This is a genomic window from Marinomonas maritima (assembly GCF_024435075.2).
Lineage (GTDB): Bacteria > Pseudomonadota > Gammaproteobacteria > Pseudomonadales > Marinomonadaceae > Marinomonas > Marinomonas maritima.
This window is the reverse complement of the sequence record NZ_JAMZEG020000001.1, coordinates 1,151,344-1,170,369: the sequence shown is the minus strand read 5'-3', so window position 1 is coordinate 1,170,369 and position 19,026 is coordinate 1,151,344. Positions and strand designations below refer to the sequence as shown.

The 19,026-nt window shown below is 42.8% G+C and carries 18 protein-coding genes; 2 read left to right on the top strand and 16 right to left on the bottom strand.

Annotation, left to right across the window (positions count from 1 at the left end):
- Positions 1-19: 19 nt before the first annotated feature.
- The 13 genes from speA to M3I01_RS05490 all read right to left on the bottom strand — a co-directional run bounded on the left by speA (position 20) and on the right by M3I01_RS05490 (position 12,981).
- A complete protein-coding gene (gene speA, locus M3I01_RS05550; RefSeq protein ID WP_255894654.1) occupies positions 20-1,924 on the bottom strand; it encodes a biosynthetic arginine decarboxylase in 1,905 nt (634 codons plus the stop codon).
- Between the two features lie 146 nt (positions 1,925-2,070).
- Positions 2,071-3,030, bottom strand: a complete 960-nt coding sequence (gene lipA, locus M3I01_RS05545) for a lipoyl synthase (protein WP_112139723.1) — start codon at positions 3,028-3,030, stop codon at positions 2,071-2,073.
- Position 3,031: 1 nt separating this feature from the next.
- Positions 3,032-3,676, bottom strand: a complete 645-nt coding sequence (gene lipB, locus M3I01_RS05540) for a lipoyl(octanoyl) transferase LipB (RefSeq protein ID WP_255894653.1) — start codon at positions 3,674-3,676, stop codon at positions 3,032-3,034.
- On the bottom strand, positions 3,677-3,982 hold the full coding sequence (locus M3I01_RS05535; protein WP_255894652.1) for a YbeD family protein: 306 nt from the start codon (positions 3,980-3,982) through the stop codon (positions 3,677-3,679).
- A gap of 24 nt (positions 3,983-4,006) precedes the next feature.
- Positions 4,007-5,155 (bottom strand): D-alanyl-D-alanine carboxypeptidase family protein, encoded by a 1,149-nt coding sequence (locus M3I01_RS05530; RefSeq protein ID WP_255894651.1) that lies wholly within the window; start codon positions 5,153-5,155, stop codon positions 4,007-4,009.
- 82 nt (positions 5,156-5,237) lie between these two features.
- Complete coding sequence (locus tag M3I01_RS05525; protein ID WP_275564963.1) at positions 5,238-6,173, bottom strand: septal ring lytic transglycosylase RlpA family protein; 936 nt, start codon at positions 6,171-6,173, stop codon at positions 5,238-5,240.
- Positions 6,160-7,215 (bottom strand): lytic murein transglycosylase B, encoded by a 1,056-nt coding sequence (gene mltB, locus M3I01_RS05520; protein WP_255894649.1) that lies wholly within the window; start codon positions 7,213-7,215, stop codon positions 6,160-6,162. The genes M3I01_RS05525 and mltB overlap by 14 nt, the downstream gene beginning before the upstream one ends.
- Positions 7,215-8,336, bottom strand: coding sequence for a rod shape-determining protein RodA (gene rodA / locus M3I01_RS05515; RefSeq protein ID WP_255894648.1), 1,122 nt, complete (start codon positions 8,334-8,336; stop codon positions 7,215-7,217). Before rodA ends, mltB begins: the two co-directional genes overlap by 1 nt.
- Positions 8,329-10,212, bottom strand: a complete 1,884-nt coding sequence (mrdA, locus tag M3I01_RS05510) for a penicillin-binding protein 2 (RefSeq protein WP_255894647.1) — start codon at positions 10,210-10,212, stop codon at positions 8,329-8,331. The genes rodA and mrdA overlap by 8 nt, the downstream gene beginning before the upstream one ends.
- Positions 10,213-10,219: 7 nt before the next feature.
- On the bottom strand, positions 10,220-10,687 hold the full coding sequence (rlmH, locus tag M3I01_RS05505; protein WP_255894644.1) for a 23S rRNA (pseudouridine(1915)-N(3))-methyltransferase RlmH: 468 nt from the start codon (positions 10,685-10,687) through the stop codon (positions 10,220-10,222).
- A gap of 11 nt (positions 10,688-10,698) precedes the next feature.
- Positions 10,699-11,052, bottom strand: a complete 354-nt coding sequence (rsfS, locus tag M3I01_RS05500; protein WP_112139738.1) for a ribosome silencing factor — start codon at positions 11,050-11,052, stop codon at positions 10,699-10,701.
- A 14-nt stretch (positions 11,053-11,066) separates the two neighbouring features.
- On the bottom strand, positions 11,067-11,732 hold the full coding sequence (nadD, locus tag M3I01_RS05495; protein ID WP_255894641.1) for a nicotinate-nucleotide adenylyltransferase: 666 nt from the start codon (positions 11,730-11,732) through the stop codon (positions 11,067-11,069).
- Positions 11,722-12,981: a glutamate-5-semialdehyde dehydrogenase gene (locus M3I01_RS05490; protein ID WP_255894639.1), complete on the bottom strand. Its 1,260-nt coding sequence runs from the start codon at positions 12,979-12,981 to the stop codon at positions 11,722-11,724. The genes nadD and M3I01_RS05490 overlap by 11 nt, the downstream gene beginning before the upstream one ends.
- A 133-nt stretch (positions 12,982-13,114) precedes the next feature.
- Here M3I01_RS05490 and tsaA point away from each other — a divergent pair, with 133 nt between their 5' ends.
- Together tsaA and M3I01_RS05480 are read left to right on the top strand one after the other, a co-directional pair.
- On the top strand, positions 13,115-13,828 hold the full coding sequence (gene tsaA / locus M3I01_RS05485) for a tRNA (N6-threonylcarbamoyladenosine(37)-N6)-methyltransferase TrmO (RefSeq protein WP_255894637.1): 714 nt from the start codon (positions 13,115-13,117) through the stop codon (positions 13,826-13,828).
- A gap of 12 nt (positions 13,829-13,840) precedes the next feature.
- The gene (locus tag M3I01_RS05480) at positions 13,841-14,089 is read left to right on the top strand and encodes a hypothetical protein (protein WP_255894635.1); all 249 of its coding nucleotides are present in this window, start codon (positions 13,841-13,843) and stop codon (positions 14,087-14,089) included.
- 134 nt (positions 14,090-14,223) lie between these two features.
- On the opposite strand, the gene rpsA is transcribed toward M3I01_RS05480, so the two are convergent.
- The 3 genes from rpsA to M3I01_RS05465 form a co-directional block, all read right to left on the bottom strand.
- Positions 14,224-15,906, bottom strand: a complete 1,683-nt coding sequence (gene rpsA / locus M3I01_RS05475; RefSeq protein ID WP_255894634.1) for a 30S ribosomal protein S1 — start codon at positions 15,904-15,906, stop codon at positions 14,224-14,226.
- 164 nt (positions 15,907-16,070) lie between these two features.
- On the bottom strand, positions 16,071-16,754 hold the full coding sequence (gene cmk / locus M3I01_RS05470; RefSeq protein WP_255894630.1) for a (d)CMP kinase: 684 nt from the start codon (positions 16,752-16,754) through the stop codon (positions 16,071-16,073).
- A 19-nt stretch (positions 16,755-16,773) separates the two neighbouring features.
- Positions 16,774-19,020: a bifunctional prephenate dehydrogenase/3-phosphoshikimate 1-carboxyvinyltransferase gene (locus M3I01_RS05465; RefSeq protein ID WP_255894627.1), complete on the bottom strand. Its 2,247-nt coding sequence runs from the start codon at positions 19,018-19,020 to the stop codon at positions 16,774-16,776.
- Positions 19,021-19,026: the final 6 nt, after the last annotated feature.

Sequence of the window (19,026 nt, the reverse complement as noted above, 5' to 3'; positions counted from 1 at the left end):
ACAAACATAACGCTGCAGTTTATACCTGAGTTAAGTAGGTTGTGCCTTCAAGCACTTTTTTATAGGTCGCTAAAAGCGCTACTTGCTCATTCTGACTCAACGGGCTGGCGGCCACTTTATCCTGATAACGTTTCATCAATTCATGCTCATTATAACTTACGGACTTAAGCACATCCTGAACACTATCACCTCTTAGTACGTGATCAATTTTGAAACCGTCCTCGGTTAAATACACATCGACAGAACAGGTATCACCAAATAAATTATGCAAATCACCTAAGGTTTCTTGATAAGCCCCAACTAAAAAGAAGCCCATTAAATAGTCTTCACCCTTTGCTGGTGGTGGAGGTAATGGCAAAGATGACTCAATGCCTTGACCATCTACATAGCTGTAAAGACAACCATCGGAGTCACAGGTAACATCCTGAATTTTACCTCTGAACGAAGGCGCTTGCTCCAGCCCTTGCAATGGTAATACAGGAAACAATTGATCGATTCCCCATGCATCTGGCATTGATTGAAACACAGACAGGTTAACAAACAACTTCTCAGCCAAGCGTTCATTAAGTTCATCAATTACAGCACGGTGTCCTCTATTACGATTATCTAATCGAGGCAATAAATTACGGCACGCTGATAAGAAAAGGTTCTCAGCTTGCGCCCGTTGAGAAAGGTTAAGCTGTCCATGATTATACAAGGCTAAACTATCGTTAAAATCGTCCAACAGATCATGATAAATCTCTACTAAAGAACGACTTTCTTCATCATCTTGGCCTTTCAGACTTTGGTAAGACGTCCATAGCCGCTGGAGTTCAAGCCCACTGTCTTCAGCAGGTTCTTCAATCGGTAAATGCTCAGCACCATGAGAGAAAACATCTGCAATCATCATGGCATGATGAGCAGTCACTGCGCGGCCAGATTCGGATATCAAATGAGGGTGAGGAAGCTCGTATTGCTCACATACGTTATGAAAAGCAAACACAACATTATTGGCATATTCGCCAATACTGTAGTTTGCTGAAAAATCATTTTGGCAACGAGTACCTTCGTAATCGACACCCAAACCACCGCCAACATCGACCCACTTAACCTCAACACCCATTTGATGGAGCTCAGCGTAGTAGCGAGCACATTCTTTCAAACTGTTTTGAATATCTCGGATACGAGTAATTTGCGATCCAAGGTGAAAATGAATTAACTCAAGGCAATGCAACAATCCTAATTCGCGCAAACGATCAATAGCTCGTAGCAATTGAGACGTTGTTAAACCAAATTTAGATTTTTCACCACCACTATTACCCCAATGCGTCGTGCAAGTGGACGCCAGTCGAATTCGGATACCAATACGAGGTTGAACCCCAATTTTTTGGGCTTCTTCTAGAATCCAGTCAAGCTCATGCATCTTCTCTACAACAATGAACACTTGATGGCCCATTTTTTCAGCCATCAAAGCCAGATGGATAAACTCACGATCTTTATAGCCATTACAAACTATGATGCCATCCGCATTTTTATGCATAGCCAACACAGCCATCAGTTCAGGCTTGCTACCAGCTTCAAGACCAACGGTTGAAGCATTATCAGGCTGGCAAGCGGCGATTTCTTCCACAACTCGACGCTGCTGATTGACCTTAATAGGGTACACAATGGCATATTTTGCTTTGTAATCGTAATGCTCTATTGCCTGCTGAAAAGAGTTGGTGATTTTTTCAATCCGAGAATGAAGAATATTAGGAAATCGAACAAGACACGGATAAGGAATTCCCTGCTCTTTAAGTGCAACAGAAAGTTCTGTCAAATCAATGCTGTTTTCCCTATCAGGTAACGCAATGACTCGCCCCTTATCATTGATTGAAAAAAAGCCACTACTCCAATGACCTACATTATAAAGTTCCATTGAATCTTTGATTGACCAAGGCTTCATATCATCTCCAAAAATCTAAATAACGATAGATGAGCACCTTTTTAATAAAGATACTCAATAATAAACACAGACACATTTTCAGTTCATATAAAAAAAGCGGGGCTAAGAAACATCTTAACACCGCTTTATTCTAGTAATCGAAAAAATTAAGAAACGTGTTCGCCATGCGCTTGCTTATCCGCATGGTAAGACGAACGGACCAACGGCCCGCATGCTGCACGCTTGAAACCCAAATCTTTTGCCACTTTTTCATAACGCGCAAATTCTTCTGGCGGAACAAAGCGCGCCATTGGAAAGTGATGTTTCGATGGTTGTAAGTATTGTCCAATCGTCAGCATGTCAACATTATGAGCTCTCAAATCTTTCAGTACTTCAACAATCTCTTCAAAGGTTTCACCCATTCCTACCATCAAGCCAGATTTGGTTGGTACGTCAGGACAACGATCTTTAAAGTTCTTCAATAAATCTAGTGACCATTGATAGTCTGAACCAGGTCGCACTTGACGGTATAAACGTGGAATCGACTCTAAGTTATGGTTAAACACATCAGGTGGGGCTATCGAAAGTGTATCAATGGCCACTTCCATTCGTCCACGAAAGTCTGGAACGAGTGTTTCAATCTCAATATTTGGGCTTTCAGCGCGCGTCTCTCTGATACATTCAACAAAATGCTGCGCACCACCATCACGAAGATCATCACGATCTACCGAGGTAATGACTACGTATTTAAGTTTCATATCACGAATCGCCGCAGCCAACTCTTTTGGCTCATCTACTTTTAGAGGGTTCGGACGACCATGAGCTACATCACAGAAAGGACAACGGCGGGTGCAAATTTCACCCATAATCATAAAGGTAGCGGTTCCATTACTGAAACATTCCCCTAAGTTTGGACAATTAGCTTCTTCACACACAGATGCTAATTTATGCTCTCGCAACGTAGCCTTAATTCGAGCAATTTCGGGAGAAGCCGGCATGCGAACCCGAAGCCAATCAGGCTTGCGAGGAATTTCTTCTGTAGGAACAATTTTAACTGGGATACGCGCCATTTTATCGGCACCACGTAACTTTTCCCCTTGGACAACGCGTTTGCGTTCTGCAGTCATTCTATTTCCACCCTTGTTGGATAGCCGGATAGGTATATCCGAGTTGCTCAGCCAGCTGATTCGCTAACTGAACCTTAATATTCGATACATTTATTTTTTTGTTCAAACGTTTCATATCAACCATTTGTAAACCTTGATAGCCACATGGGTTAATACGATTAAATGGGGTGAGATCCATATCAACATTTAGTGCAAGGCCATGGAATGAACAACCTCTGCGGACACGTAACCCTAGTGACGCGATTTTTTTTTCATCCACATAAACACCTGGCGCATCTGGCTTTGCATAAGCCTCTATTAAATTCGCCTTCAAAGTATGAACGATAGCGTTTTCTAGCACACTCACCAGATCACGAACACCTATTCCAAGACGCTTTAGATCAATAAGAACATAGGCAACCAATTGCCCAGGGCCATGATACGTGACCTGACCGCCACGGTCGACCTGAATCACAGGAATATCGCCTGGAGCCAAAAGGTGCTCCAGCTTACCGGCTTGCCCTTGCGTAAACAAAGGCGGATGTTCTAATAACCAGATTTCATCCGCATCATCCTTTGAACGAGACTGAGTAAAATCTTTCATCCGTTCCCATGTATCGGCGTAGTCAGCCACACCTAAATCACGGCATATTAAATCAAGACTCATCTACATGACCATCTTAACAGCTTGAATGGACATCAAGTCTCGATGCAAAGCAGACAGCTGTGTTTCGCTATGGGCTACGATACGAAAGCTATAGCTGACGAATCGGCCTTTACTAGAGCGGTTAACACCTTCTGCGTTAGTGTCCATTTCAGGAGCATGAATAAGCATACATTGCGTGATTTCCGTATGAATACCTTCCACATCAAGAGACACCACTTTTATAACGTAATTTTCACAAGGAAACTCTATTTTTGGTGCATCTACTGCTTTTTCAGCCTGATCACCGTCTTTCGTAATTAGCGCCATAATTTACCATGAGCCCATTAAAGCTTAAAACAAATTCATAAAAAAGAGCTTAATGCTATCAAACATACGCTTGAAGAAACCACCCTCTTCCACCGCCTCTAATGCAACAACTGAACGCTCTAATAGAATATTACCTTCTAAACCAACAACAATTTTACCCAACACATCACCTACCGCTATTGGCGCTGTAATTTCTTGTTGCATGTCTAGTGTCGCTGGAATAGAGGTTCCTTGTTGACGAGGCATAGTAACAAGCACATCGTCAGCGAACCCAACTTTTACGCTAGATTGGCTGCCTCCCCAAACACGAGCATTATTCACCACCTGACCACGACTGTATAACTTTCGAGTTTCATAGTATCTAAAACCATAATCCAGCAGCTTTTGAGACTCTACCGCACGAGCAGCATCAGAATTAGTCCCCATTACAACAGTAATCAAACGAGTACCGTTTCGCACCGCTGTTGCTGCTAAACAGAAGCCAGCGGCATCAGTATGGCCTGTTTTCAGACCATCAACTGTTTTATCACGCCATAACAATTTATTACGATTTGGTTGTCGAATATTGTTATAAGTAAAATCTTTCTCAGAATACATAGAGAAATTTTCTGGGAACTGCAAAATAGTGGCACGCGATAACTTCGCTATATCATGTGCACTTGAATAATGATCTTCGGCGGGAAACCCTGTTGCATTAACAAAGTGTGTATTCTCCATCCCAAGAAGCTGCGCATGCTGATTCATCAAATCAGCAAAAGCGGATTCACTACCCGCGATATGCTCTGCAGCAGCCACACTCGCATCATTACCAGACTGAATAATAATACCGCGCATTAAATCTTCTAGCCCAACTTGTGTTCCTTCACGTATAAACATACGCGAGCCTTCCATCCTCCATGCTTTTTCACTTATATTAACCTTATCTTCTAGTGATAAGTTTCCGCGAGCCAGCTCATATTCAATGATATAAGCAGTCATCAATTTGGTTAAACTCGCTGGAGGCAAAGCTTCATCCGCATTATGCTCGACTAGGATATCGCCCGTATAAGCATCCATCAAAATATAGCTGCTCGCAGACAATTGTGGTGGCGTTGGGATTAATGAAGGAGCGGAAAATACAGAACCGCTGACAAAACAAAATACAAGGGATAAAGTAACCAGGAGTTTTTTCATACTCAAAAAAATCGTCTTCTTAAAAAATGTGAATTAATGATACTAGAGCACTCTATTAATCTCTAGCCCAAACAAAGCGCTCTTAAGGTATCAAAGCAACCCTAACAGGATTACCAAAACCTTCTTGCTGCAATTTTTGCTGCCATTCGACTAACTTACTAGCGTCATCGAAAGGCCCAACCAAAACCTTATACAGGCCATCATCCTGCTTATTTACCAACACATTCACACTCGTATCGAATGCCTCAAAAAGACGTTTTCTCAGTAGATCCGCAGATTCTTCCGCACTAAAGGCGCCCAACTGTAGATGAGAAAAAACCAACTCTGACGATGCGTTAGAAACCTCGCTTGGTGGGATAGCTAACGCCTTAGCAGGCAAGGATTCTAGAGGACGAGCAGGCGTTTTTGGCACACTTTTTTCAGGGCTATACGCCCCCCCTTGGGTAGGCGTAATAGCCTCAACTTTAACCCGAGCCAAACCTTTTTTATGGTAATCCAGCCGAGCCGCCGCCGCATAAGAAAGATCAATCAATCTATCCCCGTGAAAAGGCCCCCGATCATTCACTCTAACAATAACAGAACGCTGATTATCCAGATTCGTCACCTTAAGATAAGTCGGTAATGGTAAGGACTTATGTGCTGCAGAGAAATTATACATGTCATATGTTTCCCCATTTGAGGTTTTATGACCATGGAATTTTTTCCCATACCAAGATGCTGTACCCTCAGCAACATAGCCTTGAGCGGAATCCATTACCCAATATTTTTTACCCCAAACTTCATAAGGACTCTTATTGCCACCACGGCTCTTCTGCTCCCAACTTGGTATTAAATCAGGAAGGTGGTCGACTTTAATATCCCCTGTTGGAGCATGATCTTGTAAAATGGAATAACGCCCACCCGCAGAGGCTTTTTCATAGTCTGCATCACTTTGTCCTAATACATGACGCGTACTCATACATCCATTCAGCACCAGTAAGCTAATACTGGCGACAAATAGCATGTTAGTTATTCTCATAGCTTCCTATACTCTCAGCCAGCTCTAACACGGACATGGCATAACGCCTACTTGGATTGTAATCCATAATAGTGAAAAAATTCTCATACGCTAACCAATAAGATATTGTTTCTGGCTCTGTTCGCAAACCAATCAAACCAGTTTTTTGAAGTGAAAAAGGCTGAGTAGGTAGTACACCTAACGACGACCAAACCGTCATATCAGCACTAGGTTTTCGTCCTCGATTAATCTCTTCAGCCACCTTGTCAGCGTCTTCAACGTACGCCATGACAAACCAAGGTTCGCCAGCCTTCCAACCATGATGCCTTAGATAATTTGCCACACTACCAATGGCATCAGCATCAGAATTCCATAAATCGATATGACCGCTATTATCGTAATCTATTGCCAGTTTCTGATAGTTACTAGGCATAAACTGCACCATACCCATCGCGCCACTGTATGATCCTTTTGTTTCACCAATGTTCCAACCTTCTTTGCGAGCAAGCAACAAATACGCTTCTAATTCACTTTGAAAATAGTCTTTGCGACGAGGGTAATCAAATGCCAATGTAGTCAACGATGTAAAAACGTCCTTAGAGCCCGTAATACGTCCGTAATACGTCTCAACACCTATCAATGCGACAATTACTCTAGATTCAACACCAAACTCTAGCTCGGCTTTATGCAACCATTCAGCATTACGCTTTGCAAACTGCCGACCAAGCTTGGCCCTTTCTTCATTCACAAACCGAGTTTTATACTCATAATAAGGTGTTATCACTTCCGGCTGATTATCAGATTTTTCAATAACTTTCGGGCGAACTTTGATATGTGAAAAAGCCAACTCTAAGCGTTTTCTATCATAGTTATGCTCTTGAACGAGGCGGTCAATAAAAAGCTGAACCTCAAGATTACCAGCGTAAGAATCAGCCCACTCTTTAGGCATATCTTCAAGAAGAGTATCACTTACCCCTGAATTTGCAGACAATGAGGGTTGATCTATACCGCTACACGCAGCCAGACCAAGCACTAAAAAAAATAATATTGCTTGCTTAATCATCACCTTGCCTTTTTATGTGTTTGTATCGACATTAAAATACCGAAGGTTGCCATGATAGTTATAATGGAAGTGCCACCGTAACTAACAAGTGGTAAGGGTACCCCAACGACAGGGAGAATGCCTGACACCATGCCAATATTTACAAACATGTACACAAAAAAGGTAAGCGTTAAACTCCCTGCAAGCAATCGCGCGTAGTTATCCGCTGCCGTTGCTGAAATATACAAACCTCGAGCGATCACCAGTAAATAAGCTAAAATCAAGATACTACAGCCCAGCATACCGAACTCTTCTGCAAGCACCGCGATAATAAAATCAGTGTGACTTTCTGGTAGAAAGTCTAACTGCGCTTGAGTTCCTTCTAACCAGCCTTTTCCGTAAAGACCGCCAGACCCAATCGCTGTTTTAGATTGTATAATATTCCAACCTGCCCCCAACGGATCACTTTCTGGATTCAAAAAAGTTAATACTCGTTGGCGTTGGTAATCATGCATAAACTGCCATAACGCATAACCCGCGATAGGCGCCAACGCCGCAGCACCCAAAATATAGCGCCATCTAAGCCCTGCAAGGAATAAAACAAAAATCCCAGAGACCGCCACCAACAAAGCAGTCCCTAAGTCAGGTTGCTTAGCAATAATCAGCACAGGCAAAACAATCAAACTCAGTACCGTCAATATATGTTTTAAGTTCGGAGGAAGATGTCTATCAGAAAAATACCAAGCAATCATCATTGGCATCACTATTTTCATAATCTCCGAAGGCTGAAAACGTAAACCTCCAGGCAACGCCAACCAACGCTGCGCCCCTTTTGCTCCAACACCAAATAGCAACACCCCTATAAGGAGAACGGTAATAAAAATAAATAACGCAGGGGAGGCGCGCCGCATATATTTAGGCGGCAACTGAGCCAAAGCCAAACACACTAATAAACCGATCGCTAGCCGAAACACTTGCCTCTCAACCATTGCTACATTCTGTCCAGACGCAGAATACAAAATAAAAAGACCGCCTCCTATCAGGAGCAGCAAAGACCCCATCAGCAAAACATCTATATGAACCAATTTCCACAAACGCGCATTGGTAAAAGACACGGCTCTACGATAAAAGCTATCAGTCATTCTTATTACCTTTTAAATAGTCATAACGCTCAGGGTAATCATCATGCAAATAAGCATTAAACAGCTGCCCTGTTAAATCGGCCGGTTTAGAGCTACTACCACCATTTTCAAAAATGGCGAATACCGCAATTTTAGGAATTTTAGCTGGAGCAAACCCAATAAATAACGCATGATCATGCAGCCGCTTCTCAAGCTTTTCAGAGTCATACTCTTCATCTTCTTGTAAGCTAAACACTTGCCCCGTTCCTGTTTTACCTGCAATATCATACTCCGTTCCTTGCAAACGTCTGGCTGTACCTTGAGAGTCCGTGATTACTTTTCTCATAGCATCAGTCATTCTGTCCCAGTTCCGCTGATCTTTCAGAACAATATCATGCTCATCACCAAGCCCATTTTCAAATTCCGCAGGTTGACCGCCTATCAGCTGTGTCATACGAGGATAAAAATAATGGCCTTTACTGGCCAATGCAGACGTCGCAGAAGCCATTTGTAATGGTGTTGCCACCATAAAGCCCTGTCCGATACCGACATTCACAGAGTCACCAGAATACCAAGGCTCCCTATACTTGGCTTTTTTCCACTCACTCGATGGCAGTAAGCCGTTACTTTCACCATACAGATCCAATAAGTTACTTTGTCCAAAACCAAATCGTGTTAAAAAATTATGAATAGGGGTAATCCCCATTTTGTTTGCTAACTGATAATAATAGGTATCTACGGACTCAATAATAGACCGCTCTAAATTAATCCAACCATGCCCAGTACGCTTCCAATCTCGATACCGACGACCATCAGGGTTAATTTGATAATACCCTTTAGCGAAGTAACGTTCAGTCCATGACGCAAAACCATACTCAAGACCTGCTAGCCCCATAAAAGGCTTAATAGTAGATGCTGGAGGATAACCACCACGTAAAGCACGATTGAAAAGTGGGAGTTTTTTAGATTGACGAAGAAGCGCATAATTTTTTACAGAAATACCACGAACAAATAAATTAGGGTCATAGCCAGGCTTGGAAACAAGCGCTAGTATTCCTCCAGTTGTCGGATCTATAGCCACCACAGAACCAGTATAGTCGCCAAGAAGATCGTAGGCGTACTGTTGCAGCCTAGCGTCTAAATACAAATATAAATCTTTTCCTGGCGTGGGGTTTTGCCTTTCCAACTCGGACATAATCCTACCGCGAGCATTAACCTCTACTTTACTCAAACCTGCTTCGCCAAACAGTGTTTTTTCGTAGAAACCCTCCACTCCTGTTTTTCCGATAAATAAAGCCCCTTGATAAGCCTGCCTATCAACTCGCTCTAAATCTTTTGACGTTATTCGGCCAACATATCCTATCGCATGCGCAAACGCTTCACCAAATGGATAATAACGCGTTAATTGTGCTTCCACCTGAACACCGTCAAGCTTATACAAATCAACAGAGATTCTAGCCCACTCCTCATCCGTTAATTGAGACTTTAAAGTAAGCGATTGATAAGGCCGGCGGTACTCTTTAAGCCGGTCATCAAAGTCCTCCCATTCACTATCACTAATGTCGATAATCCCTGAAAGCATCTGCTGTAGTCTTGGAAAATTAGAGACTCGCTCAGGTATCACCGTCAAACTGTGTATTGGTCGATTATCCGCTAAAACAACACCATTACGGTCATAAATCAAACCTCTTGGAGGCGGTTCTGTAACCAACATAACTCGATTATCATCGGCTTTAGTTTGATATAGCTGATGCTCAATAACTTGAAGGTAGAATAAGCGAGCTATTAGCACGACAGCTAACAATAAGACAAAAAGAGCAGAAGCAAACACGCGACGCTGTGTTAGCTTCTGCTCTTGACGATAATTACGGAAGTTTTGATGTCGACGACTCACCATCTCCACCTTATCTATGATATGGATGATTATTCATTAGCGTCCAAGCACGATAGATTTGCTCCGCTAATATAACTCTCACCATTGGATGCGGTAACGTAAGACGGGATAATGACCAAATTTGATCTGCCCGAGCGGTACATCTAGGATCAAGGCCATCTGGGCCACCTACTAGTAGACTAACGTTGTAACCATCCATTCGCCACTGTTCGGTTTGATCTGACAATTGCTCTGTGGACCACTCTTTACCAAGAACCTCCATCGCTATCACCTTATCTCCAGAAGGAATGACTTCAAGCATAGCACCCCCTTCTTTACGAATCGCTTTTGATATATCAGTATTTTTTCCGCGAGGTGACATTGGAATTTCAACAAGCTCTAATGCAAAGTCTTTTGGAAGACGTTTAGAGTACTCATCATAACCTTCAGCAACCCACTTTGGCATTTTATTACCAACAGCAATCAAACGAACACGCATTTAAAAGAGCCTTACATCTGTTCTGGCTTAATATCCCACAATTTTTCAAGATCATAAAACGCTCGAGCTTCCTCAGTCATTACATGAACCACAACATCGTGTAAATCAACCAACACCCAATCACTTCCCATGCCACGACCTTCAAAACCTAATGGCTGAAGCCCTTGAGTTTTTAAATGCTCAAATACATTCTGGCCCAAAGCGTTAACATGACGCTTTGATGTACCGGTACAGATCACCATGAAGTCCATCATGTCGGTATGACTACCTACATTCAACACTGTGATCTTATCACCCTTCACATCTTCCAATGCTTCAACAGCAAAAGCCAAAATTTGATCTGCCGTGAGGTTAAGTTGACTCATATAATTACGTTACCCTATCGATATAATTGATGTTGTTCTATGTATTTTTGGACTGGCTCTGGCAATAGATACGCAATCGATTCATTTTTACAAGCCAGCGCTCTAATCATGCTAGAAGATATCCCCAAAGGAGTAAGCGTTTCGAACCAGACACGCCCTGAGGGCGCGCATTGTAACTCATGCGACGATGCGGCACGATAGTTTTCGCAAAAAGCACTTAATTCAGAAATCAAATCAGGCTCCCAACCAGGTCGAGAAACCACAAGAAGATGCGAATACTGAATCAATTTCTGCCAATTCTGCCATGTTGGGAGGGACAAGAAACTGTCCATCCCTAACACCATAATAAGTGATTTATTAGGGCCAATCTCTGAACGAATATCTCGCAATGTGTCCACACTATAACTCGGCCCCTCTCGATCCATTTCACGAGAATCCACTCTTAACCGAGAATCACTCGATATCGCCAATTTCGCCATTTCTAAACGTTGCTGAGGTGAAACGCTCGGCCGACCTTTATGTACAGGTTGAAAGCAAGGGATCAATCTCAACTCAGAATACTGATAGCGATCCAGTACTTCTACCGCTGTTCGCAGATGACCATTATGAATGGGGTCAAATGTCCCACCCATAATAGCAACACCGAACTTTCCAATAACTTTATCTATTTTAATTGTCACGAGTATGGCCGTCGCCAAGCACTATGTACTTTTGGCTCGTTAAACCCAACAACCCAACGGGGCCACGGGCATGAATTTTGTCCGTCGAAATGCCAATTTCAGCACCAAAGCCGTATTCAAAACCATCTGCAAATGACGTTGAAGCATTCACCATGACAGATGATGAGTCGACCTCCGTCATAAACGCGCGTGTTTTTGAGTAGTTCTGCGACACAATGGCATCGGTATGATGTGAACCATATTGGTTAATATGAGCAATGGCCTCCTCCATATTGACAACAATTTTAATCGATAGTTTCGGCGCTAAATATTCTGTGTACCAATCTTCTTCTGTCGCTACACCTATTAAAGCACTAATGCCGCGAGCCGAATCACACCCGACCAACGCAACCTCTTTTTCTTGGAAGGCTGCAACCAACTTAGGCAAAATACTCTCTGCAACGGCAGAATGAATAAGCAGAGATTCCATCGCATTGCACACGCCATAACGGCGTGTTTTTGCATTCATCGCAATCAAAAACGCTTTTTCCAAATCCGCTTCATCGTCAATATAAACATGACAGTTGCCATCTAAATGCTTAATCACCGGCACACGAGCATCCTTACTAACCCGCTCAATTAATCCTTTACCACCACGAGGCACTATGACATCAACAAATTCTGGCATGGTAATCAATTTGCCTACCGCCTCTCTGTCTGTTGTATTAAGCACTTGAACAGCATGTTCAGGCAAACCCGATAAAACAACGCCTTTTGTTACCGCCTCTGCGATGGCTTGATTCGAATAAAAAGCTTCAGAGCCACCACGCAGAATAGTTGCATTACCTGACTTTAAACATAAGCTCGCCGCATCAATAGTAACGTTGGGACGAGACTCATAAATAATCCCAATAACACCAAGAGGCACACGCATTTGCCCACGCTGAATACCGGAAGGCAAAAAGACCATACCGGATATTTCCCCGATAGGATCCGGTAAAGAGGCCACCTGCTTCAACCCTTCGATCATGCCATCAATTCGAGCATCATCTAATAACAATCGATCCAGTAACGCTGGATCAAGACCTTTTGCTCGACCATTTTCCATGTCTTTTTGATTCTTTTCTATCAATCGAGGTCGTGCATCTTCCAAAGCCTTTGCCATAGCAAACAACGCCATGTTTTTTTGCTGAGTGGACGCTTTAGCAAGTAGACGAGAAGCCGCCCGCGCCTGCTGACCAATTTGATTCATATAAGATTCTAAAGACATTTTTAATCTCTAACAAAAGTAAGAAGAACAAACAATAGACCACAAAATAGATCGCGATCCGATTTGACAAGACAGTATACTATCACAATATTTTTATTCATTTAGTGCCGTTTTTCACGAAAAGGACCATCCTGTGTTGCCATCAAACTCATTTTCTTTATCAACAATCGGCATAATACATTCTTGCTACAAAGAAAAATTCGGCATTCCAAAACAACCGGGACTAGTAGATGGAGATACTGCCCGACTAGAACTCATCCCTCCCTATAATCGACTAGACACTCTGGATGGATTAAATGAGTTTTCACACATTTGGATTCACTTCATATTCCACGCCTGTATAAAAGAAGGATGGAAGGCAAAAGTGCGCCCACCACGCCTAGGTGGAAACAAAAAACTGGGCGTTTTTGCAACAAGAGCCACACACAGACCTAACCCGATAGGACTGTCTGTCGTTAAAATAGGTCGCATATATCAAGAAGGGAAAAAAGTCTTCATTGATCTGCATGGAGCCGACCTACTGGATGGAACCCCTGTTGTAGATATAAAACCCTACTTACCCTATGCAGATAATATTACAGACGCAAAAGGAGGGTTTGCTCCTCAGCCGACACAAACAAGATCCGTGCGATTCTCTGACATTGCCAAATATCAATGCGATAGCTATCAAAACTTGCACAACAAAGACATTAGCACTTTAATAAAGCAGATCATCGAACAAGATCCGAGACCCGCTTATCTATCTAATCAGGTGGATAGAGAACATGGAATCAAACTTTGGGACGTCAATGTAAGATGGTGTGCAAGAAGTGATCATTTTGAAATTCTTCGAATAGAGCACGAGTGATAGGGACAAGATATGAATAAAAAACAGCTCTTAAACACCTACAAAAAAATAGATGCAATGGATCAAAGCGACACAGCGAGCACAGAGAAAGCATCACTTTATCGTTCAGAATACGACGAACGCCTAATAAAAGACTTCCATTACGCCAAATTTCAAAAAAATCTTGATAATGCTCAAAAAAGCAAAGCACTAAAAGAGCTACTAGAAAAAGAACACTGGGATGAAACAGACACTAAAAAACTCTTAGAATCTTTACGCTAAAAAACATACATTGGGTCTATACCCATGGTTATCCACATATTATATGTATAGTTTTGTTGTCAATAAATTCAAAAGAATTTAATAAAAAAAAGCGGGCCTAGGCCCGCTTTTTAATAACATCTAAAAATCAAAACTTAGTTTTGGTTTTCTAGTTGCGCTTTAATCAAATCACCAATAGTTGTAGGGCCATTAGCCTCAACTTGTTGCTTCTCTGTGTGTGACTTCATTGCTGCTTTTTCTTCAGTTGCATTTTTCTGCTTGATAGAAAGAGTAATAGTGCGAGCTTTACGGTCAACATTAATGATCGCAGCTTCTACTTTATCGCCTTCTTTCAATGCAGTTGTTGCATCTTCAACGCGCTCACGGCTAATTTCAGATACTTTCAAAGTAGCTTCAACGCCTTCAGCAAGAACAACGACTGCACCTTTCGCATCAACTTCAGAGACAGTACCGTTAACGATAGTGCCTTTGTCATTTTCTGCTACGAAAGCAAGGAACGGATCTTCTTCAAGTTGTTTAACACCCAAAGAAATACGCTCGCGCTCAGCATCGATAGACAATACTACTGTTTCTAGCATATCGCCTTTCTTGTATTGACGAACTGCATCTTCACCAGTTTCGTCCCAAGATAGGTCAGATAGGTGAACAAGACCATCAATGCCGCCGTCAAGACCAATGAACACACCAAAGTCAGTAATAGACTTGATTGCGCCAGAGATTTTGTCGCCTTTATTGAAAGAAGTAGCAAACTCTTCCCATGGGTTCATAGTGCACTGTTTGATACCCAAAGAGATACGACGACGTTCTTCATCAATGTCAAGAACCATAACTTCAACTTCATCACCAATCTGAACAACTTTAGATGGGTGAATGTTTTTGTTAGTCCAATCCATTTCAGAAACGTGAACTAGACCTTCAACGCCTTCTTCAAGTTCAGCGAAGCAACCGTAGTCAGTCAAGTTAGTAACTTTAGCCGTTACTTTAGTGTTCTCTGGGTAACGAGCTTTAATAGCTACCCATGGATCTTCGCCAAGCTGCTTAAGACCTAAAGACACGCGGTTACGCTCGCGGTCGAACTTAAGAACTTTAACGTCGATCTCATCGCCAACAGCAATGATTTCACTTGGGTGTTTAATGCGCTTCCAAGCCATATCAGTGATATGCAGAAGACCATCAACGCCACCAAGATCAACGAAAGCACCGTAGTCAGTAAGGTTCTTAACGATACCTTTAACTTCTTGACCTTCTTCAAGAGAAGCAAGTAATGTTTCGCGTTCAGCGCTGTTTGTCGCTTCCATAACGGCACGACGAGATACAACAACGTTGTTGCGTTTTTGATCAAGCTTAATAAGTTTGAACTCTAGATCAACACCTTCCAGATGAGACGTATCGCGGATTGGGCGAACATCTACCAAAGAACCAGGTAAGAAGGCACGGATGTTAGCGATATCAACTGTGAAGCCACCTTTGACTTTACCGTTAATAACACCGTGAACAATGGCGTTTTCTTCGTAAGCTTTTTCTAGCACAGACCAAGTCTCTGCACGTTTCGCTTTTTCACGAGACAATTTAGTCTCACCGAAACCATCTTCAACAGCTTCAAGAGCAACTTTAACTTCGTCACCGATGTTTAAGCTGAACTCACCACTTTCCGTTAGAAACTGAGAACGAGGAATTACGCCTTCAGATTTAAGACCTGCATGAACAGTTACCCATTCGCTGTCGATATCAACAACGATACCAGTAACAATTGAGCCTGGCGCCATTTCGACGGTTAACAGGCTTTCTTCAAACAGTTCTGCGAAGCTTTGAGTCATTGTATTTCCTATATGATCGGCTTAGCTAGGCTAAACCTTTATCCACATTGCCAGCAAATGCGGGTCAGTTTTTTTGGATGATGCAATAGAGGTTTGCTGGCCCCCTATCGACTTGAGTAACATTTGATCTATTCTAGCACATTCTAGACGCGAGAAAGAACAGATTATACAAGACCTGCCTTTGCGGTTTCCGCAAAAATCATCTCGACAACCTGCTCTATGGTCAAATCTGTACTATCGATGACTAAAGCGCCCGCTGCAGGCACAAGAGGAGCAATGGCTCTATTCGCATCTCGCTCATCTCGCTCTTTAATCGACTTAACAAGTTCCTTAAGATTAACAGCTTCGCCTTTTTGCTGCAATTGCTGCAAACGCCTTTGCGCTCGCTCTTCGGCGGACGCTGTTAAAAATATTTTAATTTGTGCAGAAGGAAAAACCACCGTCCCCATATCTCGCCCATCCGCTACCAAGCCAGGCGTTTGTGAAAAAGCCCGCTGACGAAGTAACAAACCTTCGCGAACTTCAGGAATAGCCGCCAATTTAGAGGCGCTATTTCCAACCTCTTCTGTTCGAATAGCCTGAGTAACCGTCTCGCCCTCTAGAATAATTTCAACTTTACCTTCTTCCGAAGGTTTAAATTGTATATCTAGATGCTCTGCTAAGACTTTTAAAGTCTCTACATCGTCCGCCGACATTCCATGATGTGAAACAGCAAGAGCAAGCAGTCGATATAAAGCACCACTATCCAGTATGTGCCACCCCAGCTTTTCTGCGATCAATTGACTTACAGTGCCTTTACCAGCACCACTTGGACCATCAATCGTAATAACCGGGCCTTGGTTGATCATAACTATTCCTCTTAAAAAACTATTGCGCCACTAAACAATGAAAACCTAATTGCATAGCAACACTCTCTAACTCATTAAATTCTTCTAATAATTTCTGACAATCATTGATTTTTGTCACTGACTGACTACGCATGCCTAACGCAAGCATGGCAAGCGCCAATCTATCATCACCAGCACAATCGAGCTCACCACCTTGTGGCAGACCACCCTCAATCACTAACTCGCCGTCTACATAATGACAGACTATTTTCATTTGCCTTAGAGCATCCACCAAAGCCAACACCCTATCTTCATAATGATACGGCAAAGAGCCAACGCCCTGCATACAACTCTCACCTACTGAGTAAGCCGCCACCACACACAACAAAGGCAACTCATCTCTAAACTGATAACTCTGATCCGATGTCAAAGAAAATGCTTTTAACTCCGAAAAACCAGCATGAAGTACACCTTCGTAAAGCCCAAATTCATCTTGCGGAGGCATCGAAATATCAGCACCAATCGACTGAAAGAATGACAAAAATGCAAACATGGCAGAGTCTAGCCCCGCGTTTTTTATTGTTAACTCTGAACCTGGTAACAAGCTTGCCAGCACAACCAGCCAAGCCACCTCATATTCATCACCCGACAATACAATGTCCGCACCAGCCAGAAGAGGTGCCGTTACTTTGAAGCCGTCACCGTGATCTAATATAGTCACGCCAAAATGCTTTAGTAACACCTCATCATGACAGACACCTGCCAAAAATGGTGTGACGCAACCTTCAACAGGCGAATATAACGCTGCCAAAAAAGCCGCCATCCTAAGTCGCTCGGAACCACTAGTCAAATCTACAGAAACATTCAAAGGCACTCCTGGAGACAGATTAACAGGCAAGCAATCAGCCACGTCAGACACAACGGCCCCGCCCATTTTACGCACTAGCGAAAATAAATCTCCCATCGAACGATTGAGTAATTTTCCTTCTGCCACAACAGATGCAGAAAACGACTGGCCCGCCAAGATGGGAAGCAATAAATACAAGCTATCTCTTGATTGATGAACATTAATCGGGGCAATTGGGGCCTTCAAACCACGAAGACCTACACCATACACTCGCAAGTAATCTGCCGTGACCTCTTCGATCACCACGCCCATATCACGAAAAGCCTGCATGGTAATACGCACATCGCCAGTCAGGTCAGCATTCTTTATTTCACTCACACCTACCGACAATGCGGCTATAGTAATGGCCTTATGTGACAAAGACTTGTCACCCAACAAAGAAATATCACCTTTAATAGAAGAAGCAGGCAAAACAGAAATAGATATCGGACAAACTTCTTTTACTGAGCCAATTGTACGTTGCTCTAACAAACGAAGAAAATGATCTCGAGCAGACTTTGCCCGAGTAAAAACGCCAAACATGCTCGCACCGTCACCTTGCGCTATAGCAGTACGCATATCAGCAAGTCGGTCCGTGAAATGATCCAACGTGGCCAACGTAGCGTCTTTATTGGCCATAAAAACATCTCGCCACATAACGGGATCACTCGACGCAATTCTCGTGAAATCACGAAAACCACCAGCTGCAAATTTGAATACATCCTGACTACGCTCACCATTAGCAAGTGCATCAACCAACGTATAAGCAAGTAGATGCGGCAAATGGCTAGATGAAGCCAACACATGGTCATGATGCTCGACATCCATGCTGACAACATCTGCTCCCACAGCACGCCAAAGACGGTGAAGGCGATCTAACAACACAGGGTTGCTATCTGGAAGAGGCGTTACAATGGCCATATGTTTTTCGAACAACAAAGAATTAGATGCCAATACGCCGCTTTTTTCTGCGCCAGCAATAGGATGACTAGGGATAAAATTAGAAGGCACTTCTGCGAAGACTCGGCGAGCCGCATCAACCACACTTCCTTTCGTCGACCCTACATCAGTAACCAGAATATTCTTTGATAAAAAAGGCTTAATATCAAATAAAACAGATTCCATGGCTCGCACTGGCGTGGCAAGAATAATAATATCCATTTTAGACACGAACGCTGCAGACAACTCAGCAGGATGATCAATGACTCCAGTAGAAACACCTAACGCCAACTCTCCTTCTCGACGGTCAACACCATAAAGTGTTGCCAAACCTCGTTCTTTTAACGCTTTAGCAAAAGACCCACCTATCATGCCAAGACCAATAATCATGACATTACCAAATTTCTTTTTTTCTTGCGGCACCACATTAACAGACGCCTGAAAATCACTTTTACCAGTCAAAGCACA

Bases quoted from the DNA above. Each gene is read 5' to 3' on its own strand.
- mrdA (WP_255894647.1), bottom strand. From the start codon at position 10,212: ATGGTGAGTCGTCGACATCAAAACTTCCGTAATTATCGTCAAGAGCAG.
- rsfS (WP_112139738.1), bottom strand. From the start codon at position 11,052: ATGAGTCAACTTAACCTCACGGCAGATCAAATTTTGGCTTTTGCTGTT.
- M3I01_RS05525 (WP_275564963.1), bottom strand. From the start codon at position 6,173: ATGAGAATAACTAACATGCTATTTGTCGCCAGTATTAGCTTACTGGTG.
- M3I01_RS05535 (WP_255894652.1), bottom strand. From the start codon at position 3,982: ATGGCGCTAATTACGAAAGACGGTGATCAGGCTGAAAAAGCAGTAGAT.
- M3I01_RS05490 (WP_255894639.1), bottom strand. From the start codon at position 12,981: ATGTCTTTAGAATCTTATATGAATCAAATTGGTCAGCAGGCGCGGGCG.
- rodA (WP_255894648.1), bottom strand. From the start codon at position 8,336: ATGACTGATAGCTTTTATCGTAGAGCCGTGTCTTTTACCAATGCGCGT.
- lipA (WP_112139723.1), bottom strand. From the start codon at position 3,030: ATGACTGCAGAACGCAAACGCGTTGTCCAAGGGGAAAAGTTACGTGGT.
- mltB (WP_255894649.1), bottom strand. From the start codon at position 7,215: ATGATTAAGCAAGCAATATTATTTTTTTTAGTGCTTGGTCTGGCTGCG.
- rpsA (WP_255894634.1), bottom strand. From the start codon at position 15,906: ATGACTCAAAGCTTCGCAGAACTGTTTGAAGAAAGCCTGTTAACCGTC.
- cmk (WP_255894630.1), bottom strand. From the start codon at position 16,754: ATGATCAACCAAGGCCCGGTTATTACGATTGATGGTCCAAGTGGTGCT.
- speA (WP_255894654.1), bottom strand. From the start codon at position 1,924: ATGAAGCCTTGGTCAATCAAAGATTCAATGGAACTTTATAATGTAGGT.
- M3I01_RS05480 (WP_255894635.1), top strand. From the start codon at position 13,841: ATGAATAAAAAACAGCTCTTAAACACCTACAAAAAAATAGATGCAATG.
- M3I01_RS05530 (WP_255894651.1), bottom strand. From the start codon at position 5,155: ATGAAAAAACTCCTGGTTACTTTATCCCTTGTATTTTGTTTTGTCAGC.
- lipB (WP_255894653.1), bottom strand. From the start codon at position 3,676: ATGAGTCTTGATTTAATATGCCGTGATTTAGGTGTGGCTGACTACGCC.
- rlmH (WP_255894644.1), bottom strand. From the start codon at position 10,687: ATGCGTGTTCGTTTGATTGCTGTTGGTAATAAAATGCCAAAGTGGGTT.